Origin of the sequence: Stenotrophomonas chelatiphaga (assembly GCF_001431535.1) — a bacterium.
Lineage (GTDB): Bacteria > Pseudomonadota > Gammaproteobacteria > Xanthomonadales > Xanthomonadaceae > Stenotrophomonas > Stenotrophomonas chelatiphaga.
The window spans coordinates 39,228-62,095 of record NZ_LDJK01000020.1 but is presented as its reverse complement, the minus strand read 5'-3'; the positions used below and the strand labels follow the sequence as shown (position 1 = coordinate 62,095).

General features: G+C 68.0%; 15 protein-coding genes, 3 tRNA genes and 1 pseudogene. 8 read left to right on the top strand and 11 right to left on the bottom strand.

Features of this window, described 5'->3' with window-relative positions:
- The first annotated feature begins 256 nt into the window (after positions 1-256).
- The gene (gene rnt, locus ABB28_RS06655; RefSeq protein WP_425479531.1) at positions 257-892 is read left to right on the top strand and encodes a ribonuclease T; all 636 of its coding nucleotides are present in this window, start codon (positions 257-259) and stop codon (positions 890-892) included.
- 90 nt (positions 893-982) lie between these two features.
- Here rnt and ABB28_RS06650 read toward each other — a convergent pair whose 3' ends face one another.
- From ABB28_RS06650 to ABB28_RS06640, 3 genes are all read right to left on the bottom strand, one after another.
- Complete coding sequence (locus ABB28_RS06650; protein WP_083491962.1) at positions 983-3,949, bottom strand: diguanylate cyclase; 2,967 nt, start codon at positions 3,947-3,949, stop codon at positions 983-985.
- Between the two features lie 218 nt (positions 3,950-4,167).
- Entirely contained in the window at positions 4,168-5,580 is a 1,413-nt protein-coding gene (locus tag ABB28_RS06645) for an ATP-binding protein (RefSeq protein WP_057507890.1), read from the bottom strand.
- On the bottom strand, positions 5,577-6,305 hold the full coding sequence (locus ABB28_RS06640; protein ID WP_057507889.1) for a response regulator: 729 nt from the start codon (positions 6,303-6,305) through the stop codon (positions 5,577-5,579). The genes ABB28_RS06645 and ABB28_RS06640 overlap by 4 nt, the downstream gene beginning before the upstream one ends.
- 201 nt (positions 6,306-6,506) lie before the next feature.
- On the opposite strand from ABB28_RS06640, the gene ABB28_RS06635 reads away from it, so the two are divergent.
- From ABB28_RS06635 to ABB28_RS06625, 3 genes are read left to right on the top strand one after another with little or no spacing between them, the layout of a single operon-like run.
- Positions 6,507-7,751, top strand: coding sequence for an efflux RND transporter periplasmic adaptor subunit (locus ABB28_RS06635; RefSeq protein WP_057507888.1), 1,245 nt, complete (start codon positions 6,507-6,509; stop codon positions 7,749-7,751).
- On the top strand, positions 7,748-9,715 hold the full coding sequence (locus ABB28_RS06630; protein ID WP_057507887.1) for a MacB family efflux pump subunit: 1,968 nt from the start codon (positions 7,748-7,750) through the stop codon (positions 9,713-9,715). The genes ABB28_RS06635 and ABB28_RS06630 overlap by 4 nt, the downstream gene beginning before the upstream one ends.
- Positions 9,716-9,723: 8 nt before the next feature.
- Complete coding sequence (locus tag ABB28_RS06625) at positions 9,724-11,160, top strand: efflux transporter outer membrane subunit (protein ID WP_245625299.1); 1,437 nt, start codon at positions 9,724-9,726, stop codon at positions 11,158-11,160.
- Positions 11,161-11,585: 425 nt separating this feature from the next.
- Here the strand turns inward: ABB28_RS06625 and rlmB are convergent, their stop codons facing one another.
- The 3 genes from rlmB to rnr all read right to left on the bottom strand — a co-directional run bounded on the left by rlmB (position 11,586) and on the right by rnr (position 15,482).
- Positions 11,586-12,332, bottom strand: a complete 747-nt coding sequence (rlmB, locus tag ABB28_RS06620) for a 23S rRNA (guanosine(2251)-2'-O)-methyltransferase RlmB (RefSeq protein ID WP_057507885.1) — start codon at positions 12,330-12,332, stop codon at positions 11,586-11,588.
- A gap of 137 nt (positions 12,333-12,469) precedes the next feature.
- Positions 12,470-12,952 (bottom strand): GFA family protein, encoded by a 483-nt coding sequence (locus ABB28_RS06615; RefSeq protein ID WP_057507884.1) that lies wholly within the window; start codon positions 12,950-12,952, stop codon positions 12,470-12,472.
- 58 nt (positions 12,953-13,010) lie between these two features.
- A complete protein-coding gene (gene rnr, locus ABB28_RS06610) occupies positions 13,011-15,482 on the bottom strand; it encodes a ribonuclease R (RefSeq protein WP_057507883.1) in 2,472 nt (823 codons plus the stop codon).
- 128 nt (positions 15,483-15,610) lie between these two features.
- Here rnr and ABB28_RS06605 point away from each other — a divergent pair.
- Both ABB28_RS06605 and ABB28_RS06600 read left to right on the top strand, forming a co-directional pair.
- Positions 15,611-15,697: transfer RNA gene (locus ABB28_RS06605), tRNA-Leu, on the top strand.
- A gap of 108 nt (positions 15,698-15,805) precedes the next feature.
- A tRNA-Leu gene (locus tag ABB28_RS06600) sits at positions 15,806-15,892 on the top strand.
- A gap of 43 nt (positions 15,893-15,935) precedes the next feature.
- Here the strand turns inward: ABB28_RS06600 and ABB28_RS06595 are convergent.
- The gene (locus ABB28_RS06595; protein ID WP_057507882.1) at positions 15,936-16,685 is read right to left on the bottom strand and encodes a sulfite exporter TauE/SafE family protein; all 750 of its coding nucleotides are present in this window, start codon (positions 16,683-16,685) and stop codon (positions 15,936-15,938) included.
- 89 nt (positions 16,686-16,774) lie between these two features.
- Between ABB28_RS06595 and ABB28_RS06590 the strand changes: the two genes are divergently transcribed.
- Both ABB28_RS06590 and ABB28_RS06585 read left to right on the top strand, forming a co-directional pair.
- Positions 16,775-17,671: a LysR family transcriptional regulator gene (locus ABB28_RS06590; RefSeq protein WP_057507881.1), complete on the top strand. Its 897-nt coding sequence runs from the start codon at positions 16,775-16,777 to the stop codon at positions 17,669-17,671.
- Between the two features lie 75 nt (positions 17,672-17,746).
- Positions 17,747-17,833 (top strand) — tRNA-Leu (locus ABB28_RS06585).
- Between the two features lie 160 nt (positions 17,834-17,993).
- Here ABB28_RS06585 and ABB28_RS06580 read toward each other — a convergent pair.
- The 4 genes and pseudogenes from ABB28_RS06580 to ABB28_RS06565 all read right to left on the bottom strand — a co-directional run bounded on the left by ABB28_RS06580 (position 17,994) and on the right by ABB28_RS06565 (position 22,782).
- A complete protein-coding gene (locus ABB28_RS06580; RefSeq protein WP_057507880.1) occupies positions 17,994-19,577 on the bottom strand; it encodes a DHA2 family efflux MFS transporter permease subunit in 1,584 nt (527 codons plus the stop codon).
- Positions 19,578-19,673: 96 nt separating this feature from the next.
- Positions 19,674-20,837, bottom strand: a pseudogene (emrA, locus tag ABB28_RS06575) (multidrug efflux MFS transporter periplasmic adaptor subunit EmrA); the annotation flags it as partial.
- 11 nt (positions 20,838-20,848) lie between these two features.
- The gene (locus tag ABB28_RS06570) at positions 20,849-22,342 is read right to left on the bottom strand and encodes an efflux transporter outer membrane subunit (protein WP_057507879.1); all 1,494 of its coding nucleotides are present in this window, start codon (positions 22,340-22,342) and stop codon (positions 20,849-20,851) included.
- A complete protein-coding gene (locus ABB28_RS06565; RefSeq protein WP_057507878.1) occupies positions 22,339-22,782 on the bottom strand; it encodes a MarR family winged helix-turn-helix transcriptional regulator in 444 nt (147 codons plus the stop codon). Before ABB28_RS06565 ends, ABB28_RS06570 begins: the two co-directional genes overlap by 4 nt.
- Positions 22,783-22,868: the final 86 nt, after the last annotated feature.

Genomic DNA, 22,868 nt, shown 5'->3' with positions numbered 1-22,868 from the left:
CCCGAAAAGGTCGGGTTCCTGGGGCATGGCGAACAGCCGCTGCGGCCCGGCGAGAAGCGCGACGAGACCCCCGGCGCCGCGGAATGATCCGTGGCACGGTGTTGCCTGGAAGCCGAGCCCTGCTCGGCTTTCCTCGTTCGAGGCCGCCGTTGGGGGGGAAGGCCCTCGCTGGCTGGCCGCAGCCGCTCGCCGGCAACCCCATGGGCCGGGGCCGACCGGCCGCCTCTGTTAGAATTCGGGTATGACTGACACCCCGCTGCCCTCGCCCGTCGACGCCCCTGCCCCGCCCCCTGCCACGCATCGTGCGATGTCGCAGCGCTTCCGCGGCTTCCTGCCGGTGGTGGTGGACGTGGAAACCGGTGGCTTCGACTGCCGACGCAATGCCCTGCTGGAAATCGCGGCGGTTCCCATCGAAATGGACGAGAACGGACTGCTGTACCCCGGCGAGACGGCCAGCGCACACGTGGTGCCGGCCGAAGGCCTGGAGATCGACCCGAAGTCGCTGGAGATCACCGGCATCATCCTGGACCACCCGTTCCGGCTGGCCAAGGAAGAGAAGCACGCGCTGGACCACATCTTCACCCCGGTGCGTGCGGCGATGAAGAAATACGGCTGCCAGCGCGCGATCCTGGTCGGCCACAACGCGCACTTCGACCTCGGCTTCGTCAACGCGGCGGTCGAACGCGTGGGCCACAAGCGCAACCCGTTCCACCCCTTCAGCGTGTTCGACACGGTGACCCTGGCCGGCATCGCCTACGGCCAGACCGTACTGGCCCGCGCCGCGACGGCCGCCGGGCTGGGCTGGGATGCCGAAGAGGCACACAGCGCGGTATATGACACCGAGCAGACCGCGAAGCTGTTCTGCACCATCGCCAATGCCTGGCCGCGCTGAGCGCTGATGGACGCGTGACGACCAACGGTCGTCACCCACCGGGCGTGGGGATAAGGTGGAATGCGTGGACCAGCATAGGCTGACCGAAGATCAGCCGATGCTGGTCCGATCGCGGCCGTCACTCTTGGCACGGTACAGCGCCCGGTCGGCGCGCTGATACAGCAGCTTCGGCGTGCGGTCGGCCGGGTCCAGTTCGACCAGGCCGGCGCTGAAGGTGACCCGCAGGTCTGGTATCCCGGCCCAGTCCGGATGGTCGTGGAACAGCCCGTGCAGGCGTGCGCAGACCTGCGCCGCTTCCTCCAGCCGGGTGTCGTTGAGCAGCAGCGCGAACTCTTCGCCGCCGGTGCGCGCGGGCAGGTCCGAATCGCGGCAGGCCGATGCCAGCACCTGCGCCACCTCGACCAGCACTGCATCGCCCACGCTGTGCGAGTAGCGGTCGTTGACGTTCTTGAAGTGGTCCACGTCCAGCACCACCAGGCACAGCGGGTGGCCACTGCGCTGCGAACGAGCGAAGTCGCGCGCCATCGTTTCATCGAAGGCGCGGCGGTTCGGCAGGCCGGTCAGCGCGTCTTCGCGGGCCTGGCGTTCGAATGCCTCCGACTGCAGTGCCAGCCGGTCCACCAGGTCGCTCTTCTCTGAATTCAACGCCTGCAGGTGCACGGTCTGCGCCTGCAGGTCGCGCGTGGCCTCGTCCACCAGGCGCGCCAGGCGGATGTTGGAGGTCTTGTAGCGGTTGATCAGGAAACGGTACAGCGCGATCAGGGCGGCCAGCAGCAGCAGCGCCGCCACCGCCTGCACGCTGTGCCGCTGCCACCAGAACGGTTCGATGGTGAACGACCACACCGCTTCACTGTCACTCCAGGCGCCGCCTGGATGCGCCGCCGATACATGCAGGACATAATCGCCCGGCGGCAGGCCGATGAACTCCACGCTGCGTTGCTGCCCGCGCTCCACCCAGCCACTGTCCAGCCCGTCCAACCGGGTGCGGTAGCGGATCCGTTCGGACATCAGGTAGCTCAGCCCGACGAAGCTCACCGCCAGCCGTCGCCCGCCCTCGATGCGGTTGCGTTCGCTGCCTTCCCAGTGGATGGGGGCGCCGTCGACCTGCACGTTCTCGATCGCCGCCGGTGGCGCCAGCCGCTCGCGGAAACGCTGCAGCCGCAGCGGATCGACCGTGCTCAATCCACCGGCCGTCACTACCCAGTAGGTTCCGTCCTGGCGCAACAGCGCCGCCGGCCCGGAACTGCCGTTGGCCTGCGAGTTGGCCATGCCGTCGATTTCGTTGTAACGCTCAACGTCGACCCGCGGCGCGCGGCCGTCGGCGACTTCGTTGAGCATGCCCATGTCGGTACGCAGCACGCCGCGGTTGCTGCTGATCCACACGTTGCCCACCTTGTCCGGCACCAGCTGGAACACCGTATCCACCGGCATGCCCTGCTCCAGTCCGACGCGCGCCAGCACCCCGTCCTGGTAGCGGTAGAGTCCGCGGTCGCTGCTGACCCACATCGCATCGCCGATCTGCTGGAAGCCGAACACGCTGCGGCCGCCCCCCAGTCCGGCCAGGTCGATGTGCTGCACGCTGTCGCCGCGCAGCACGCGGATGCCCTCGATGGTGCCGATCCACAGGCTGCCCTCGGCATCATGGGCCAGCGCGGTGATCAGGGTGGATGGCATGCCGTCGACGCGCGGCAGGCTGGCCCCCGTCTCGTCGATCCGCACCACGCCTTTCTGGGTACCCGCCCACACCACGCCCTGGCGGTCGACGCTGATCGCGCGGATGTTGCCGATCGGCACCCCGTCGACGCTGTCGTAGGTGCGCTTGGGATGCCCGTTTTCGTCCAGCCGCATCACCCCGTCGCCGAAGGTACCCACCCAGATGTCACGGTCCCTGCCCTGGGCCAGGCTCAGCACCGACGGCGGCTTGCCGCCGCGGTTGTGCAGGATGACCGGCGCGAAGCGCCCATCGGCCACGCGCCGGTCCAGCCCACTGGCACTGCCGACCCACAGCGTGCGACGTGCATCTTCCAGTACCGTGCGCACGTAGTCGCCGCTCAGGCCATCGCGCTCGGAGTAGCTGGCGAACAGGGTTTCCCGCAGCCGGTACAGGCCACCATTGGCGCCGACCCAGATACTGCCTTCGGCATCCTCGCGCAGGCTCACCACGCGGCCGCCGGGCAGGTTCAGCCCCGCCGGCAGGCGCTCCAGCCCATGCCGGGAGATGCGCAGCAACCCTTGGTTTTCCGTTCCCAGCCACAGGTCGCCGTGACGGTCCTGCAGCATGGCGGTCAGGTGGATCTGCCCGGGCAGGCGATGGACCAGCTGCGGGGTGTCGTCCTGCAACCGGTACAGGCTCTCGCCGCCCACGATCCACAACACCCCATCAGGGGCGCGATACGGCCACACCAGCCCGCTGCCCAGCCCCCACGCGGCCGGCGCGCGCTTCAGCGTGCCATCGGTATCGCGCAGCAGCAGCCCGTTGAGCGTCCCGATCCAGACCCGGTCCTGCGCATCGACCACCAGCTTGGTGAAGTTGAGCGCGAACGGCAGGTCCTTCGGCGGTGGCTGGTAGACCATGCGTCCATCCGGTCCCAGGTAGCCGATGCCCTTGCCTTCGAACAGCAGCCACAGGCGGCCATGGCTGTCCATCTGCATCGCCTGGATCAGCACCTGCGGCGTATGTTCCTCGCGTTGCCACACGTCCCACTGGCCATCGGCCGAACGGCGGGTGATGTTGCCGCGCGAATCGCTGATCCACAGCCCCCCCTGGCGATCCACCAGCAGGGCGCCCACGCCGTTGTCGCGCAGGCCGGGGCGCGTGCTGCGGTCGAACACGGTGAAGTCCAGCCCGTTGTAGCGCACCAGCCCTTCCCACGTGGCGAACCACAGGTGGCCTTCGGGGGTCTGGGCGATATCGCGCAGGGAGTTGTGCGGCAGGCCGTTGCGCGAGGTCCACACATCGATGGCGTAGTCGCGCAGCGGCGGCGCCCCGCCGCCCTGCGCCTGCACCGGTGCGCAGGCCAGCAGCATCAGCAGCCCCAGCAGCAGGCCCAGCGTCATGCGCCGGAAGCCGGCGCCGCCTCCATCACGCCGCCACGCGATGGCTGGAAGCCCCCGGCGCCTCATCGCAGCCGGTCAACTCCTGGCACACGGCAGCCCCGGCGCACGCGCACGGTTGTGCGCCATGCACCCTTGCGGGCAGGGGCGAGGTCGAACTGGTTCATCGGGTTGGAGCTGGAAAGATACGCGCATGATATTCAAATCCGCGCCCGCATGCGTCAACCGGCGCCGCGCGGGCTGGCCAGCACCGGCGCCGCCCAATGCACTACCGCGTCCAGCCCGCCGCCTTCGCGGTTCTCCAGGCTCACCCGGGCACCGTCCTTGCCGGCCAGCGCGCGGGCGATGGTCAGTCCCAACCCGGCTCCACCGGTTTCGCGCGAGCGCGAGGTTTCCAACCGCACGAAGGGATCGAACACGCTGCGCAGCTCGTCTTCGGCCAGTCCCGGTCCCTGGTCGCTGATGCGCACCCGGATGCCCTTGCCATCCCGTTCGGCGCGCACGCTGGCCGAGTATCCATACATCAGCGCGTTGTCCAGCAGGTTGCTGAACAAGCGGCGCATGGCCAGCGGCCGCAGCATCAGCACCGCGCCGCAGCCGCTGTCGAAGCGTGCGTCGGCGCCCGCTTCCACGGCATCTTCCACCAGGCTTTCCAGCAGGGAATCCAGGTCCAGCGGGGCGCGCTGCTCGGCACTTTCGGCGCTGCGCGCCAGCTCCAGCCCCTCACGGATCAGTGCCTGCATGGCCGCCAGGTCAGCGACCAGGCGCTCGCGCAGGGCTTCGTCTTCCACGTTTTCTAGCCGAAGGCGCAAGCGCGTGACCGGCGTCTGCAGGTCGTGGGTGATCGCCGCCAGCATGTGGGTGCGCTCGGCCAGGTGCCGCTGCAGCTGCTGCTGCATGGCGTTGAAGGCTTCGGCGGCGCGCTGGACTTCCAGCGGGCCGGTGACCGGCATCGGCTCGCGGTGCAGGTCCACGCCCAGCTCCTGCGCGGCGCCAGCCAACCGCTGCAGCGGCGCACTGGCCATCCGCGCGACCGCATACGCCAGCACCGCGATGGCCAGCACCAGCAGGCTCAGGAACAGCGGATCCACCGCCAGCACGCCGTTGTGCGCCACCGCAGGCGATTCCAGCGCCAGCGCCAGCGGGGTGCCATCGGCCAGCGTCAACTGCACCGCCCGGCAGCGCGGCGGAATGAACGCCGGGTCGCGTTCGCGCGGCGGTCGATTGCGGTGCCTGTCCTTGTCCTGCGGCGGCAGCAGGTCCTCCATCCGCGGCAGGCACGAACGGAAGGAAGTGAAATGCACCGACGCGCCGGACACCGGCCCCGGACGCGCCGCCAGCACGTCCATCAACGCGTTGTCCGCCCTGCCCTGCCGCGCACCCGGCTGCAGCACGCGCACGCTGGGCCCACCGGCGGCCAGCAGCCGCTCGCGCAGTTCCGGATTGCCATCCAGCAGGTTCACGTAGCCCTGCAGGCGGTCGGCGATGCGGGTCAGGTTCTGCCGTTCGAACTCCTGCTGGCGCTTGGTCCCGGCCAGCAGGGTCGCGCCGATCGCCGCCACGCTCATGCCCAGCAGCAGGATCACGAACAGGCGTCCCACCATCGAAGACAGGAAGCGGCGCAGCCGGCTCATTCCAGCGTCACTGCCGTGGCCAGCACATAGCCTTCGTTGCGCACGGTCTTGATCAGGCCATCCGGGCCGCCATCATCGGCCAGCTTGTTGCGCAGCCGGCTGACCTGCAGGTCGATCGCGCGGTCCTGCGATTCGTAGTTGCGCCCCGTGCTGAGCGCCACCAGCTGTTCGCGCGAAAGCACTTTGTTGGCGTGCCCGACGAACACCCGCAGCAGGCGGAATTCGGCGCCGGACAGCACCACCACCCGTCCATCCGGATCGACCAGGTGGCGATGCTCCAGGTCGAAGATCCAGCGCGAGAAACGCGCACGGCGGATCGCCAGCGGTTCCAGGTTGGCCGGCAGCGCCTCGGTCCTGCGCAGCACGTTGCGGATCCGCGCCAGCAGCTCGCGCGGTTCGAACGGCTTGGCCAGGTAATCGTCGGCGCCCATTTCCAGGCCGAGCACGCGGTCGATGGGTTCGGCGCGTGCGGTCAGCATGATCACCGGCGTAGCCGAGCGGGCGCGCAGGTCGCGGCACAGGGTCAGGCCATCTTCGCGCGGCAGGTTCAGGTCCAGCACGATCAGGTCGACGTGCTCGCGTTCCAACACCTGGCGCATGCCCGCGCCATCGGCGGCGGTGCTGACCTGATAGCCGGCGCGACCGAGCTGCTCGGCCAGCAGGCTGCGGATGTCGTTGTCGTCATCGACAATAAGCAGGCGGTGCATCGGTTGAGTGGTCTCCATGACGGCATCATCCCCTGTCGGCAGCTGAACCGCACTCGGGCCAATGCGTTGCAGTGTATCCAGCGGCAATCGCGATACAGGGTGAAACAGACAGGGTGCCGCAATGTTACACACAGACACACGTTGAGGATTGAGCCTGCAGGCAAACGGTTCGCACAATGAACGCGACGCCGCTGGACGGCCTGCCGAGTACAACCCACCGTGAATTTCCGTCTGCTGCCCAGGACCCGTCGCGGTCGCCTGTTGCTGTCACTGCTGGTCATCGTGCTGCTGGCGGGTGGCGCCTGGTGGTTGCTGCGCAAGCCGGATGCGCCGGCCCTGGCCACGTCCCCGGTAACCCGCGCCGACGTGGAGCAGACGGTGGACGCCACCGGGGTCATCGATGCCTACCGGCTGGTCAGCGTCGGCGCGCAGGCCTCCGGCCAGGTGCGTTCGTTGAAGGTCCAGCTGGGCGACACAGTGAAGGAAGGCGACCTGATCGCCGAGATCGACGCCACCACCCAGCAGAACACCGTGCTCAAGGCCGAAGCCACCCTGCAGCAGCAGCGCGCGCAGTTGGCGGTGCAGCAGGCCAGCCTGCGCCAGGCCGAACTGGACTTCGCCCGCCAGCAGCAGATGCTCGCCGCTGAAGCCACCTCGCGGCAGGAGTACGACGCCGCCGAAGCTGCGCTGAAGACCGCCCGCGCGCAGATCCAGGCCAACCAGGCGCAGATCAAGGGCAGCGAAACCGAAGTGGCCACCGCGCGTGCCGACCTGGCCTACACCCGCATCACCGCGCCGATGGATGGCACGGTGGTGGCGGTGGTGACCGAAGAAGGCCGCACCGTCAACGCCAACCAGACCGCGCCGACCATCGTGATGCTGGCGCGGCTGGACCTGGTCACGGTCAATGCGGAGATTTCCGAAGCCGACGTGGTCAAGATCAAGCCGGGCATGCCGGTGTACTTCACCACGCTGGGCGAACCGGATCGCAGGTACCACGCCACGCTGCGCCAGGTGAATCCGGCGCCGGCGTCGATCGCCAGCGAAAGCGCGTCCAGTTCCAGCAGCTCGTCCAGCTCCAGTTCCAGCACGGCGGTGTACTACAACGCGCTGTTCGACGTGGAAAACCCGGATGGCACCCTGCGCATCGACATGACCGCCCAGGTGTCGGTGTTGCTCAAGCAGGCGAAGAATGTGCTGACGGTGCCGTCGGTCGCGCTGGGGCCCAAGACCCGTGATGGCCAGCAGCGGGTGCGCGTGGTCGGCGAGGATGGCCAGCCGCAGCCGCGCCGGGTCACGGTGGGCATCAACAACGGCGCCAATGCCGAGATCCTGTCCGGGCTGGCCGAAGGCGAGCGCGTGGTGGTCGGCGAAGGCGGCGCGGCCAGCGCCTCGGCCTCGTCCAACCGCGCCCCCGGCATGCGCATGGGTCCGGGCATGGGCGGCGGCGGGCCGCGCCGATGAGTACGCCGGCCGCTTCCACCGTGCTGCTGCGGCTGCGCGACCTGCGCCGCGAATTCCCGGCAGGCGAAGACACCATCGCCGTGCTGCGCGACGTCAACCTGGACATCCATGCCGGTGAGATGGTCGCCATCGTTGGCCAGTCCGGCTCCGGCAAATCGACCCTGATGAACATCCTGGGCTGCCTGGACCGCCCTACCCGGGGCAGCTACCAGGTGGCCGGCCGCGAGACCGGCCGCATGGGCCCGGATGAACTGGCGGAACTGCGTCGCGAGCATTTCGGTTTCATCTTCCAGCGCTACCACCTGCTGGGCGACCTGGATGCCCGCGGCAACGTGGAAGTGCCGGCCATCTATGCCGGCAACCCGAGCGAACAACGCAGCGCGCGCGCCGTGCAGCTGCTGCAGCGGCTGGGGCTGGGCGATCGCATGCAGCACAAGCCGGGGCAGCTGTCCGGTGGCCAGCAGCAACGCGTATCCATCGCGCGCGCGCTGATGAACGGCGGCGAGGTGATCCTGGCCGATGAACCCACCGGTGCGCTCGATACGCGTTCCGGCGAAGAAGTGATGGGCATCCTGGGCGAGCTGCATGCCGAAGGCCACACCATCATCATCGTGACCCACGACATGAGCGTGGCCGAACACGCCCAACGCATCATCGAAATCCGCGACGGCGAGATCATCGCCGACCGCATCAACCAGAACGCGCCGGCCTACCGTGCGCAGCGCGCGCCAAGCATCGATGCCGGCAAGGGCAACAGCTGGCGGGCGGCCCGCGACCGCTTCACCGAAGCGTTCAGGATGGCCCTGTTGGCGATGAACGCCCACCGCCTGCGCACCTTCCTGACCATGCTCGGCATCATCATCGGCATCGCCTCGGTGGTGTCGGTCGTGGCACTGGGCAACGGCTCGCAGCAGCAGATCCTGCAGAACATCAGCTCGCTGGGCACCAACACCATCGATGTCTACCCGGGGCGTGGCTTCGGTGACATGCGCTCGGCCCGGGTGCAGACGCTGAAGGCCAGCGATGCCGATGCCCTGGCCGGCCAGAGCTACGTGGACAGTGCCACGCCGAGCGTGTCCACGTCGGTGACCGCGCGCTACCGCAACCTGTCTGCCACCGCATCGGTAAGCGGGGTCGGCGAGCAGTTCTTCCGGGTCAAGGGCGTGAGCCTGGTCAACGGCAGCTTCTTCGACAGCGAGGCAGTGAAGTCACTGGCGCAGGTCGCGGTGATCGACGAGAACACCAGAACCCAGTTCTTCCCGGACAGCGATCCGATCGGCCAGGTGATCCTGCTCGGCAACGTGCCGGCGCGCGTGGTCGGCGTCGCCAAGCGGCAGAGTTTCGGCTTCGGTGGCAGCACCAGCCTGAGTGTGTGGGTGCCGCACACCACGGCGATGTCGCGCATGCTGGGCCAGAACCATGTCTCCAGCATCACCGTGCGGGTGAAGGACGATACGCCGATGGACGCCGCCCAGGCGGCAATCACCAATGTGCTGACGCTGCGCCACGGCACCGAGGATTTCTTCCTGAGCAACAGCGCGGAAATCCGCGAGACCATCGAGCAGACCACCCGCACGATGACCCTGCTGATCGGCGCCATCGCCGCCATCGCGCTGCTGGTCGGCGGCATCGGAGTGATGAACATCATGCTGGTGTCGGTGACCGAGCGCACCCGCGAGATCGGCGTGCGCATGGCGGTGGGGGCGCGCCAGAGCGACATCCGCCAGCAGTTCCTGATCGAAGCGGTGCTGGTCTGCCTGCTGGGAGGCCTGATCGGCGTCAGCCTGGCGCTGGCCCTGGGCTGGGCCTTCGGGCGGTTGTCCAGCGATTTCCAGATGGTGTTCTCGACCGCTTCCATCATTGCTGCCTTTGCCTGCTCCACCCTGATCGGCGTGGCCTTCGGCTTCCTGCCCGCGCGCAGTGCCGCGCAGCTGGATCCGGTGGATGCGCTGGCCCGCGAATGAGACTGCCCATGACCTGTTTTTATCCGGCGCCTTCGCGCCTGCTGTTGGCCACTGCCCTGCTTGCCTCGCTGGCCGGCTGCGCTTCGGCGGGGCGTTACCCGGTGCTGGCCGCTGCGGTTCCCGCCAGCTATGGCACCCACAGCACCAGCCTGGGCGCGGCCGATGCGGCCCCGGTGAGCGGGCTGGACCAGCCCCGTGCCGATGTGCGCGCCGATGCCTGGTGGACCGGTTTCGGCGATGCCGGGCTGGACCGGCTGGTCAGCCGCGTGCTGGAGGTCAACAACGACCTGGCCGTGGCCGGGCTGAACGTGCAACGGGCCCGGCTGCAGGCCGGCCTGGCGCGCAATGCGCTGTTTCCGGATCCTTCCCTGAGTGGCATCGGCACCAGCACCGCACGGCCGATCGACCGCAGCGCGGACTGGCAGCGCACCGGCGACTACGCCACCGGTGTTTCGCTGCAGTGGGAGGTGGACCTGTGGGGCAAGCTGCGCACCCAGCGTGACATCGCGGTGTGGTCGGCGCAGGCCACCGAGGAGGACCGGCAGAACACCGCGCTGATCGCCATCGGCGATGCGGTGGACTACTACTGGAACCTGGCCTACCTCAATCAGTCCATCGCCGCCGGGGCGGAAGACCTGGCGCGGCTGCAGCGCACCCTTGAGCTGGTGCAGGCACGGCTGGACGCCGGTGCCGCAGCGGGCATGGAAGTACGCCAGGCGCGGCAGAGCCTGGAAGCGCAGCGCGCCGCGCAATCGGCGCTGGAACAGCAGCGGGTGGAGGCACGCAACGCGCTGACCGTGCTGCTGGACGGCCAACCCTGGCCGCAGGCGGAAGAACCGCAGAGCCTGGCCGGCGCCACCAGCCCGGCCCTGCAGGCGGGCCTGCCGGCCGAGCTGCTGGCGCGCCGGCCGGACCTGCGCGCGGCCGAACTGCGGCTGCGCAACAGCCTCAAGCAGATCCACGTGACCGCGACCAGTTACTACCCGACGCTGAGCTTGAACGGCGGCATCAGTACCAGCGGCCCGAGCCTGGGCGATGTGCTGCGCAATCCGGTGGCCACGCTGGGCGCCGGGCTGGCGCTGCCCTTCCTCAACCTGCAGCGTGCGCAACTGGAGACGGACGTGGCCGGTACCGACTACCAGGTCGCCGCCACCACGTTCCGCAAGACGCTGTATACCGCGCTTTCCGAAGTGGACAACGCGCTGTCCGCGCGTGACCAGCTGGCCATCCAGGTGGCCGCCTCACAGGCCTCGTTCACCGAGGCGGTGGCGGTGGAGCGGGCCGAAGAAGTGCGCTACCGGGTTGGTGCGACCGACCTGCGTGACTGGCTGCTGGCGCAGCAGACCCGGCGCCAGGCCGAACTGTCGCTGGCGCGCGTGCGGCAGACCCAGTTGGCCAATGACGTCACGTTGTTCAAAGCACTGGGCGGCAGCGCAGCGCGGTAGCGACGGCCGCTGGCCGGCCTACTGCCGCAGTAGTGACGGCCGCTGGCCGTCAGGCTTTTCGCCGTGGTGGGTGACGACCGTTGGTCGTCACGCCGTTGCTGCCTCACCGCTGCGCTCGCCGAGCGCGGCTCGGCGCTACCAAGGGCGGCGGCTCCTGCCGCTGCCTTCGGCGCTACGCTACTGCCGCCGGTAGTGACGGCCGCTGGCCGTCAGGCTTTTCGCCGTGGTGGGTGACGACCGTTGGTCGTCACGCCGTTGCTGCCTCACCGCTGCGCTCGCCGAGCGTGGCTCGGCGCTACCAAGGGCGGCGGCTCCTGCCGCTGCCTTCGGCGCTACGCTACTGCCGCCGGTAGCGACGGCCGCTGGCTGTCAGGCTTTCCGCCGTGGTGGGTGACGACCGTGGGTCGTCACGCCGTTGCACTGGCTCAGCCGCGCTGGCGCACGACCTCGAACAGGCTGACGCCGGTGGCGACCGACACGTTCAGGCTTTCAATCTCGCCCGGCATCGGAATCTTGACCAGGCCATCGCAATTTTCGCGGGTCAGCCGGCGCAGGCCGTCGGCCTCACCGCCCAGCACCAGCGCGATGTTGCCCTTCAGGTCCAGGTCGTACAGCGACGCGGTGGCTTCACCGGCCAGGCCGTAGATCCATACACCCTGCTTCTGCAGGTCCTTCAGGCAGCGCGACAGATTGGTCACCGCGACCACCGGGATGCGGTCTGCGGCGCCGGCCGAGGTCTTGCGCACCGTGGCATTCACCGTGGCCGACTTGTCCTTGGGGATGATCACCGCCGTGGCACCGGCGGCAGCCGCGCTGCGCAGGCAGGCGCCGAGGTTGTGCGGATCCTGCACTTCATCCAGCACCAGCAGCAGCGCCTTGCCTTCGGCGGCTTCCACCAGCGCCTCCAGCTCGTTTTCGCTGTAGGTGCGCGCTGCGGCATAACGCGCGGCAACGCCCTGGTGGCGCACCGAACCGCCGACACCGTCCAGCGCCTGGCTGTTCACCTTGCGCACGTCGATGCCCTTGCGGCGGGCGTTTTCCTCGATCTCGGTCAGCCGCGGGTTCTTCGCGCCCGCCTCGACCAGCACCTCGCGGACGTTCTCGGCATCGTTTTCGATGGAGGAAGCGACGGCGTTGACGCCGACAATCCACTGGCTGCTCTTGCTGCTCATGCTCGGCGTGACCGGTAAGGGGGGTGGGTATGGTAGAGCATCTGCCGGGCGGGGTCAGGATGGGGTCAAACGCCTCTTCGTCCGAAAAGGACTCTGACCCCGTCAGCTACCCCGTCAGCGGATACCGCCATCACCGCTCAACGACTCTGCGGAGGCCAGTGCGGGGTGTCGTGGTCCGGATGCTGGTGGGATACCAGCCGGGCCAGGAACTCCAGCGCCTCCACGTCCTGCTCGGTGCGCGAGGACGGCAAGCCGCCCAGCGCATCGATGAACGGCAGCCGCGCTTCCATGCCGTACTGGCGCACCGGCGGCAGCCGCGCAGGCTGGTCGAAGGCCCCGGCCGCGATGGCCATTCCGTCCGGCGCTTCATAGGTGAGCGGCGTACCGCACTCGCTGCAGAAGCCGCGCCGCACCAGGTTGGAGGACTGGAAATGGCGAGGCTGGCCACGGGTCCAGCTGAACTGCGCACCGCGCACCGATACCAGCGGTGCGTAGTACGCACCGAAGGCCTTCTGGCACATCCGGCAATGGCAGATCGAGCTGTCCTTCAGCTCACCGCGGACTTCGAAGCGGACGGCGCCACACTGGCAACCGCCGCTGTGTTCGGGTTGGCCCTGCATGGTGTTCGCCTCCCTGTGCAGCGGACGCCGAGCAAAGCTCGGCGCTACCCGCGATGTCTCAGTACTTCTTCTTGGCGCGCTTGGCCGGCTTGCCGTGTTCGGGCAACGGTGCCGGGCGCGGCGCTTCTTCTTCCTCGCCCTTGTGCTCGACCAGGCGGAAGTCGATCTTGCGCTCTTCCATGCTGGCCTTCAGCACCAGCACGCGCACGCTGTCGCCCAACCGGTAGCTGGTGCCACGGCGCTCACCACCGAGGGTCTTACGCACCGCATCGAACTTGTAATAGTCATGCGGCAGCTGGGTGACGTGGACCAGGCCCTGCACCTTGGAATCGGTCAATTCGACGAACAGCCCGAAGCTGGTGACGCCGCTGATCACGCCGTCGAACTGGCCGCCGACGTGCTTTTCCATCCAGGCAGCGCGGTAACGCTCGTCCACTTCGCGCTCGGCCTCGTCGGCACGACGCTCGCGTTCGGAACACTGCAGGGCCAGCGCCGCCATTTCGCGCGCGGTGTAGATGTATTTCTCCACGCGTGCACCGGTCAGCGCGTGCTTGATCGCGCGGTGCACCAGCAGATCGGGGTAGCGACGGATCGGCGAAGTGAAGTGCGCGTACGCCTCCAGCGCCAGGCCGAAGTGACCGTTGTTGTCCGGGCTGTACACCGCCAGGCTCTGGCTGCGCAGCAGCACCGACTCCAGCAGGGCGGCATCGGGACGGTCGCGGATCTTCTTCAGCAGCTTGGTGTAGTCGCCCGGCACCACCTTCGACCACGGCGGCAGGCTCAGCTTGAACTCCTTGAGGAACTCCAGCAGGTCGGCGAACTTGGTCTCCGGCGGCTTTTCATGCACGCGATACGGTGCCGGCACGCCGTGGCCGAGCAGGTAACGCGCCGCCTCCACGTTGGCAGCGATCATGCATTCTTCGATCAGCTTGTGCGCGTCGTTGCGCACCAGCATGCCGGCCTGGGTGACCTCGCCGGTGTTGTCCAGCACGAAGCGCACTTCGCTGGATTCGAACTCGATCGCACCGCGCTTGCTGCGCGCCTTGGCCAACACGTGGTAGAGCTGGTACAGGCGTTCCACCTGCGGCAGCAGCGGACCGATCGCCGCCCTGGCGCCGGCATCGTCCTCGCCCACCGCCTGCCATACCTGGGTGTAGGTCAGCCGTGCGTGCGAGTTCATCACCGCTTCGTAGAATTTCGAGCTGCTGACCTGGCCGTCGCGGTCCACCTGCATGTCGCAGACAAAGCACATGCGGTCGACCTTGGGCATCAGCGAGCAGATGCCGTTGGACAGGGTTTCCGGCAGCATCGGCACAACGAAGCCCGGGAAGTACACCGAGGTGGCGCGCTTCTGCGCTTCGTCATCCAGCGGGGTACCGGGGCGCACGTAGTTGGACACATCGGCGATCGCCACCACCAGCCGGAAGCCGTTGGCATTGGGTTCGCAGTAGACCGCGTCGTCGAAGTCCTTGGCATCCTCGCCATCGATGGTGACCAGCGGCGTGCTGCGCAGGTCCACGCGGTTGCCGATCATCGCCGGTTCGACCACCAGCGGCACCGAGGCGGCTTCGTCCAGCACCTCCTGGGGGAACTCGAACGGCAGTTCGTGGCCGTGGATGGCGGTCTCCACCACGAGCGAAGCGGTCAGCTTGTCACCGAGCACCGCGATGATGCGGCCGATCGGCGGACGGCGGCTGTCCGGGGCCTGGGTCAGTTCGCACACCACCAGCTGGCCATCGCGCGCGCCGCCGGTGTGGTCCGGCGGTACCTGCACGTTGCGCTGGATGCGCTTGTCATCGGGCACCACGTAATTGATGCCCATCTCGACGCTGAAGCGGCCGATCAGGCGGGTCATGCCGCGCTCCAGCACGCGGGCGATGCTGCCCTCGCGGCGGCCGCGGTGGTCGATGCCGGTCACGTTGGCCAGCACCTTGTCACCGTGCATGACCTTGCGCATTTCATACGGTGGCAGGAACAGGTCGTCGCCCCCTTCCACCGGGCGCAGGAAGCCGAAGCCTTCCGGATTGGCGATCACCACGCCGGTCACCAGGTTCAGCGCCTGGATCGGAGCGAAGCCACCGCGGCGGTTCTGCACCAGCTGGCCATCGCGGACCATCGCGCCCAGTCGGCGCGACAGCGCTTCGGCGCGATCCGGTGCGGTCAGGCCCAGGCGGGCACCGACTTCCTCGGCAGTCTGCGGACCTTCGCAGCGTTCAAGCAGGGCCAGGATGGCCTCGCGGCTGGCGATGGGCTGTTCGTATTTTTCCGCTTCGCGGGCGGCATGCGGGTCATCCACCGGCGCGCCCATCGGCGGCAGCGGACGGCGACCGCGCGGGCCGGACGGAGCCGGGCCGCGGCGGCCTGCGCCACGCGGTGCGGACGCCGCAGCGGCGTTTCCACCGGTCAGGGTGTCCGGCATCCACGGCGGCAGGCTCTTCTTCTTCGCGCCCTTCGGCGATCCGGTGGGGGCGCCCTGGGGCGGCGACGTGCGGGAGCTCTTCCCGCCCTTGCTTGGTTTTTTGGTGTTCATCGCCCTCCATGGTAGCCGTTGCGGGCGTGCAGAACGGGTCATGGCCCGGCGTAAATGAATGGAGACCATGATTTTTCGAAAATCGTTGACAAGCGCCTCCCGCATCTTCAAAATCGCCCGCTCTGCAAGCCCAGATGGCGGAATTGGTAGACGCACTAGCTTCAGGTGCTAGCGGGGGCAACTTCGTGGAGGTTCGAGTCCTCTTCTGGGCACCAAAACAAACAACCCTCGCGCAAGCGGGGGTTTTTTGTTGGGCGCGATAAAGCGCTTGAAAAACAGGGTTGACAGCCTCTTCACCCCTCTGCATAATTCGCTCCCTCGATGCCCAGGTGGCGGAATTGGTAGACGCACTAGCTTCAGGTGCTAGCGGGGGCAACTTCGTGGAGGTTCGAGTCCTCTCCTGGGCACCATCGATAAAAAAAACCCCGCTGATGCGGGGTTTTTTTTGCCTGCTTATCCGATCCACGGACGCACCACCAGCTCGATTCCCAGCAACAGCAGGAAGCCGAGGAAACACAGGCGGAACGCGCGCGCGCTGATCCTCCCGCGGATCTTCTGACCCAGCCACATCCCCGCCAGCGCCGGCACGATCGCCAGTGCACTCAGCCCCAACTGCTGCACACCGAAGGCGCCGTGCACCAGCAGACCGGTGGTCAGCGAGATCGTCGAAACCGTGAACGCCAGGCCCAGCGCCTGCACCAGCTCATCGCGATCCAGCCCAAGCGACTGCAGGTACGGCACGGCCGGCATCACGAACACCCCGGTGGCACCGGTGACCACACCGGATACCGCGCCCACCAGGGGCGACAGCCAGCGCTCCTTGCGCGCTGGCACGCGGAACGCCGGCGCGAAGGCCGAGTACACCGCGTACACGATCAACGCTACGCCCAGTGCCAGGCCGGACCAGCGCGCCTGCACCCGCACCAGCAGCGCCGCGCCGGCCACGGTGGCGACCACCACGCCCAGCATCATCGGCCACAGCCGGCGCACGATGCGCCCGATCGACGGCCCGGCCAGGATCTGCCACGCATTGGTGACCAGCGTCGGCACGAACAGCATCGAGGCGGCGGCCACCGGTGACAGCGCGCTGCCCAGCAGGCCCATCGCGACCGTGGGCAGGCCCATGCCGGTCACGCCCTTGACCACGCCGGCCAACACGAACACCACCACCAGCAGGAAATAGAAGTACAGCGAATCGTTCATTGCGCCATTAGGACCCGGCACCGGCCTGCGGCACAATGCGGCCTGGATCATCGCGCCTTCGGCTGGGCCGAAGGCAGGGAGCAGCAGATATGCGAATGGACCTGGCCGACCTGCGCCTGTTCCTGGCGGTGGTTGAAGCCGGCAGCATCACCGCCGGGGCCGCACGCGCGCACCTCGCCCTGGCCTCCACCAGCGAACGACTGCGCACGATGGAGGCCGAAGCGGGGATCGCCCTGCTGACCCGCCACCCGCGCGGGGTCACCACCACCGAGGCCGGCGAGGCCCTTGCCCACCACGCACGCCTGATGCTGCGCCAGCAGTCGTTGCTGCGCGAGGAACTGCAGGAGTTCGCCAGCGGCGCGCGTGGCACCCTGCACCTGTATGCCAACACCGGCGCACTCACCACCTTCCTGCCCGGCCGCCTCGCCCCGTGGATGGCGACGCGGCCGCGCCTGCACGTGGACCTGAAGGAACGCACCAGCAAGGAGATCGTGCGCGCGGTGCGCGGCGGGCAGGCCGAGGCCGGCATCACGTCCGATGCGGTGGACAGCGCCCCGCTGCAACTGCAGCCGGTGGCCGATGACCCGCTGCTGCTGATCGTGCCGCCCCACCATCGGCTCGCGGCCAGCCCCTCGACCCGGTTCGCCGAGGTGCTGGGCGAAACCTTCGTCGCCCTCGCCGATGGCAATGCGCTGCAGGAACATATCGAAGACAACGCGCGTGCGCTCGGCCGCAGCCTGTCACCGCGCATCCGCATGAAGACTTTCGAAGGCGTGTGCGAGATGGTCGGCCATGGGATCGGCATCGGCATCGTGCCGCGCTCGATCTGCCGGCAGCATCGGCGCCGTTACGGCTTCCACGCCATCGCGCTGGAAGATGCCTGGGCGCGTCGCCAGCTGAGCCTGTGCTTCATCCGCTGGAACGGGCTGTCGCGTTCCATGCAGAGCCTGCTGCTGCACCTGGGCGGGCATGCAGTGGATGACTGATGCGGCGGCGTCATCGGAATGCAGAAATGTTGTTGACACAAATTAATTCGTTCCCCATAATTCTCCTCCTGAGTCGCCCAGGTGGCGGAATTGGTAGACGCACTAGCTTCAGGTGCTAGCGGGGGCAACTTCGTGGAGGTTCGAGTCCTCTCCTGGGCACCACGACTCGGAAAATGATCAAACCCGCGAAAGCGGGTTTTTTCATGTCCGGCGTTTACGTAGCGACGGCCGCTCACCGTCAATCTTCAGCGTTGGCCGTCGCTTGTTTACCGCTGTGCTCGCCGGGCATGGCCCGGCGCTACCGTAATGTCCGCGCCTGCGATCAGTGCCCGCCCGCCGCCGCCGCGCTGCCCGCACCCGCACCGAATGGCGGCTTGGCCAGCCACAGGAACGCGATGATGGCCAGGAATATCCAGCCCAGCAGGAAGAAGATATCGTTGAACCCCATCTGCGATGCCTGATGGTTGATCATCGTATTGAGCGCTGCCGCGCCGTGCTGCAGGTCGCCCTGCCCCATCGCGGTCACCTGCTCCTGGATGCCCGGCTGGTACACCGATATGTGTTCGGTGATGTCGGCATGGTGCACCTGGGTGCGCCGTGACCACAGCCAGGTGGTCAACGACGCCGCGAAGCTGCCGCCCAGCGTGCGCAGGAACGTGGCCAGGCCGGAGCCGGCGGCGATCTCGCGCCCGTCCAGGTCGGACAGCAGGATCTGCAGCACCGGCATGAAGAACAGCGCCACGCCCACGCCCATCAGCAGCTGTACCCCGGCCACGTGCTGGAAGTCCACCTGCAGGTTGAATCCGGAACGCAGGAAGCTGGTGAAGGACAGGAACACGAACGCCACCGAGGCGAGCATGCGCATGTCGAAGCGCGATGCGTACTTGCCCACGAACGGAGTCATGATCACCGGCAGGATGCCGATCGGCGCGGTGGCCAGGCCGGCCCAGATGGCCGTGTAGCCCATGTCACGCTGCAGCCATTGCGGGATCAGCAGCGACACGCTGAAGAACGCCGCATAGGCCACCACCATCGCCATCGTACCGGCCCGGAAGTTGCGATGCCGGAACAGGCGCAGGTCGACGATGGGATCCTTGTCGGTCAGTTCCCAGATCAGGAACACCGCCAGGGCGACCACCGAAACGCAGGACAGCGCGACGATCATCGGCGAACTGAACCAGTCTTCGTCGTTGCCCAGGTCGAGCACCAGCTGCAGCGCACCGACGCCGATCACCAGCGTGACCAGACCGACGTAATCCATCTTCGGCTTTTCGATCTGCTCCGGGCGGCCCTTCATCTGGTTGCCCACCACCAGCGCGGCGAAGATGCCCAGCGGTACGTTGATCAGGAAGATCCATTCCCAACTGTAGTTGTCGGTGATCCAGCCACCCAGGATCGGCCCGCAGATCGGTGCCACCACGGTGATCATCGCCAGCAGCGCCAGCGCCTGCCCGCGTTTCTCACGCGGGTAGATCGACACCAGCAGCGACTGGGTGATGGGATACATCGGGCCGGCAACGAAGCCCTGCAGTGCGCGCGATACCACCAGCATGCCCATGCTCTGGGCCAGCCCACACAGCAGCGAGGCGATGGTGAAGGCCAGCGTGGCCCACACGAACAGCTTGGTCTCGCCGACCCGGCGGCTGAGCCAACCGGTCAGCGGCAGCGCGATCGCGGTGCTGACCGCGAACGAGGTGATCACCCAGGTGGCCTGCTGCGAACTGGCCCCCAGGTTGCCGGCGATGGTCGGCAGGGACACATTGGCGATGGTGGTGTCCAGCACCTGCATGAACGAGGCCATCGCCAGGCCCGCGGTGCACAGGGCGACGTTGGGTGGCAGGAAACCGGCGGCCGGGGCGGCCGGCGGGCCCGGCGTACCGGGCACGGCAGGGGCTTGGGAAGACATGGAAACTCAGCCTGCCTTGGATACGTGGGGCGGCGTGGTCGGCTGCTGGCCCACCGCAGCGGTCGCCTTGGGGCCGGCCGCGGCGGCAGCGCCGGCGCGCTGTGGCAGGTTGCCCTGGATGATGGCGTGGATCGCATCATCGGCATCGTGCATCTGCTTGGCGTACACGTCGGTGTCGAACACCGAACCGGTGGCGGCCTGGCTGGGTAGCACTTCGCCCTTCTGGTCACGCAGGCTCACTTCGGCCTTCATCGACAGGCCGATGCGCAGCGGGTGTTCGGCCAGCTGCTTGGCATCGATGGCGATGCGCACCGGCACGCGCTGCACGATCTTGATCCAGTTGCCGCTGGCGTTCTGCGCCGGCAGCAGCGAGAACGCCGAACCGGTGCCCATGCCCAGGCTGGTCAGGTGCCCGGTGTAGCGCACATCGCCGCCGTACAGGTCCGAACGCAGCTCCACTTCCTGGCCCAGGCGCATGTGCCGCAGCTGGGTTTCCTTGAAGTTGGCTTCCACCCACATCTGCTCGGTCGGCACCACGGCCATCAGCGCATTGCCCGGCTGCACGCGCTGGCCCACCTGCACCGAACGACGCGCAACGTAGCCGGTGACCGGCGAGACGATGCCGGCACGCGCATTGTTCAGCCATGCCTGGCGCAGCTGCGCTGCGGCGGCCTGCACGTCCGGCTGGGTGGCGATCACGGTGTCATCCACCAGCGCACGGCTGCGCTCGAAGGTCTCGCGCGAACCGGCTACGGCCGCTTCGGCAGCGGCCAGTTCATCGCGTGCATGCGCCAGCTCTTCGTTGGAAATGGCGCCGGTGGTGGCCAGGTCCTTGCGGCGTGCGAAGTCATCGCGGGCGCGCTTCAGGGTGACCTGGCGGGCGTTGAGTTCAGCCTGCGCACCTTCCACGCTGCGGTACAGACCGCGCACCTGGCGCACGGTACCGGCCAGCTTGGCTTCGGCCTGCTGCAGGGCGACTTCGGTATCGGACGGATCCAGCTGCACCAGCACCTGGCCGCGCTCCACGCGCATGCCATCGTCGGCCGCAATGCCGACCACCGTACCGGTGATCATGGAGGTGATCTGCACCTGGTTGCCGCCGACGTAAGCATCGTCGGTTTCTTCGAACCAGCGGCCGAACATGAAGTACCACAGCGCGGCGGCAGCAATCAGCAGCAGCACGATGACAAGCAGTCCGCGCAGCAGCTTGCCGCGACGGCTGGGAGCGGCGGGGGCCGCGGATGAGGGAGTCTGGCTCATGGAAGGCTTCTTCAGGAATGCGAGGAATCGGAAAGGGAGGCGGCGCGGCGGCTGTCATCGGCGGTGGGATCGAAGCCCCCGCCCAGCGCCTGGCTCAGGCGGATCGAGGACAGCACCTGCTGCGACTGCAGCCCGGCCAACCGCTGCTGCGCCTGCAGCAGGGTGGACTGCGCGGTCAGCACATCGAGGTAGCCGCCGATGCCGGCGCGGTAGCGCTGTTCGGCCAGTCCATGCGCAGCGCGCGCGGTGTCCACCGCCTGCTGCTGCGACTGCGCCTGCTGCTGCAGAGAGCGCACCGCGTTGACCTGGTCGGCCACCTCGTGCAGCGCATCCAGCAGCCGCTGGTTGTAGCTGGCCACGGCCAGGTCATAGTCGGCGTCCTTGCTGTCCAGGCCGGCGCGCAGGCGGCCGCCATCGAATATCGGCAGGCTCAGCGCGGGGCCGATGTAGGCGAAGGTGGAGCTGCTCTGCAGCAGGTCGCCCACGTTCGGGGCGACCACCCCGGCCAGCGCGGTGAGATTCAGGCTGGGATAGAACTTCGCCTTGGCGGCATCGATCTGCCTGCCGGCCGCCTCCACCCGCCAGCGCGCGGCCACGATGTCCGGACGACGGCCCAGCAGCGCGCTGGGCAACACGCCGGGCAGCTGCAGGGCCAGCGGATCGAGATGGCGCGGCCGTTCGATCTGCAGCCCACGATCCGGGCCCTGCCCGACCAGCGCGGCCAGTGCCGTGCGGCCCTCGTCGATCTGCTGCTGGGCGGCCTGCAGCTGCTGCTGCGCGGCCGGCACGCGTGCCTCGGCCTGGCGTACCTGCAGGTCGCTGTCGATGCCGGCAGCGCGACGCTGGCCGGTCAGCTGCAACGCCTTCTGCGAGCGCGCCAGTTCTTCGGCTGCCACGTCGTGCAGCTGCCAGGCATAGGCCAGCCCGGCATACGCCTGGGTGATGTTGGCCGACAGGTTCAGTCGGGCGGCCTGCGCATCGATGGCCGCCGCGTGGGCGCTGTCCACCGCCGCTTCCCAGGTCGCACGCTTGCCGCCCCACAGGTCCACGCCATAGCTGAAATTGAACGCGACCTGCCCACTGCCGGCGTAATGGCCACCGGCTTCATCGCCGAGCATCGACTCGGGCAGGCGCAGCCCGGTGTAGCCACCGGATACGGACAGGTTCGGCAGCTGATCCGCACGCGCACCGCCGACCTGCGAACGGGCCTGGCGCAGGCGTGCGTCGGCCGCTTCCAGGCTGGGGTGGCTGGCCAGGCCTTCGCTGATCAGCGCATCGAGCTGCGGGTCGCCCAGCGCCGTCCACCAGTCGCGGGCGGGGAAACCGGCCGCGCCCAGCGTGGCATCGGCCAGCGTGCGCTCGCTGTGCAGGGAATCAACGTCGCGCAGCGCGCCCTGCGGCTGCAGGCCACGGCTGCTGGCGCACGCGGCCAGGGCCAGCGCCAGGCCGGCAAGCAGCAGCGGCCGGCCGTGCCGCCATGAAGTAGAGAGAGTGATGGGAGTCATGGAGTCGCCAGGGAGTCGCGGATTCGGGTCAACAGGGAGAGCAGCTGCGCGCGTTCGTCGGCGCTGAGCTCACGGGAGGCGTAATCGATCACGTCCTCGCCACGTTTCTGCAGCCGCAGCCACAGCGCGCGGCCTTCTTCGGTCAGTACGATCTGCAGCGCGCGCCGGTCCTGCGCATGGGCTTCGCGGCGAACGCAGCCCAGCGCTTCCAGCTTGTCCAGCAGGCGGGTCACCGCGCTGGGCACCTGGTCGATCGCCCTGGCCAGTTCGTTGGCGGTGCACGGCGCCATCCGCGCAAGCACTTTCAGGCCGATGTAGTGGGTGAAGTTGAGGCCAAGGTCTTCTTCGGCCATCGAGGCATCAAGCTGGCGGACCAGGCCGTCGCGCACCTGGCGCAGCAGCAGCCCGAAACTGGGGGGCGAGTCGGAAGGACAGATCATGGGGTAGCATTCTCTTCCAAAAATTATATTTCTCAATAGAAATATTTCGATCTGGCAATGAATGCTGTGTTGCAGCAATGGGCGTG

Bases quoted from the DNA above. Each gene is read 5' to 3' on its own strand.
- ABB28_RS06615 (WP_057507884.1), bottom strand. From the start codon at position 12,952: ATGCAGGGCCAACCCGAACACAGCGGCGGTTGCCAGTGTGGCGCCGTC.
- ABB28_RS06580 (WP_057507880.1), bottom strand. From the start codon at position 19,577: ATGTCTTCCCAAGCCCCTGCCGTGCCCGGTACGCCGGGCCCGCCGGCC.
- ABB28_RS06630 (WP_057507887.1), top strand. From the start codon at position 7,748: ATGAGTACGCCGGCCGCTTCCACCGTGCTGCTGCGGCTGCGCGACCTG.
- rlmB (WP_057507885.1), bottom strand. From the start codon at position 12,332: ATGAGCAGCAAGAGCAGCCAGTGGATTGTCGGCGTCAACGCCGTCGCT.
- rnr (WP_057507883.1), bottom strand. From the start codon at position 15,482: ATGAACACCAAAAAACCAAGCAAGGGCGGGAAGAGCTCCCGCACGTCG.
- ABB28_RS06570 (WP_057507879.1), bottom strand. From the start codon at position 22,342: ATGACTCCCATCACTCTCTCTACTTCATGGCGGCACGGCCGGCCGCTG.
- ABB28_RS06565 (WP_057507878.1), bottom strand. From the start codon at position 22,782: ATGATCTGTCCTTCCGACTCGCCCCCCAGTTTCGGGCTGCTGCTGCGC.
- ABB28_RS06650 (WP_083491962.1), bottom strand. From the start codon at position 3,949: ATGACGCTGGGCCTGCTGCTGGGGCTGCTGATGCTGCTGGCCTGCGCA.
- ABB28_RS06645 (WP_057507890.1), bottom strand. From the start codon at position 5,580: ATGAGCCGGCTGCGCCGCTTCCTGTCTTCGATGGTGGGACGCCTGTTC.
- ABB28_RS06595 (WP_057507882.1), bottom strand. From the start codon at position 16,685: ATGAACGATTCGCTGTACTTCTATTTCCTGCTGGTGGTGGTGTTCGTG.
- ABB28_RS06590 (WP_057507881.1), top strand. From the start codon at position 16,775: ATGCGAATGGACCTGGCCGACCTGCGCCTGTTCCTGGCGGTGGTTGAA.
- ABB28_RS06640 (WP_057507889.1), bottom strand. From the start codon at position 6,305: ATGGAGACCACTCAACCGATGCACCGCCTGCTTATTGTCGATGACGAC.
- ABB28_RS06625 (WP_245625299.1), top strand. From the start codon at position 9,724: ATGACCTGTTTTTATCCGGCGCCTTCGCGCCTGCTGTTGGCCACTGCC.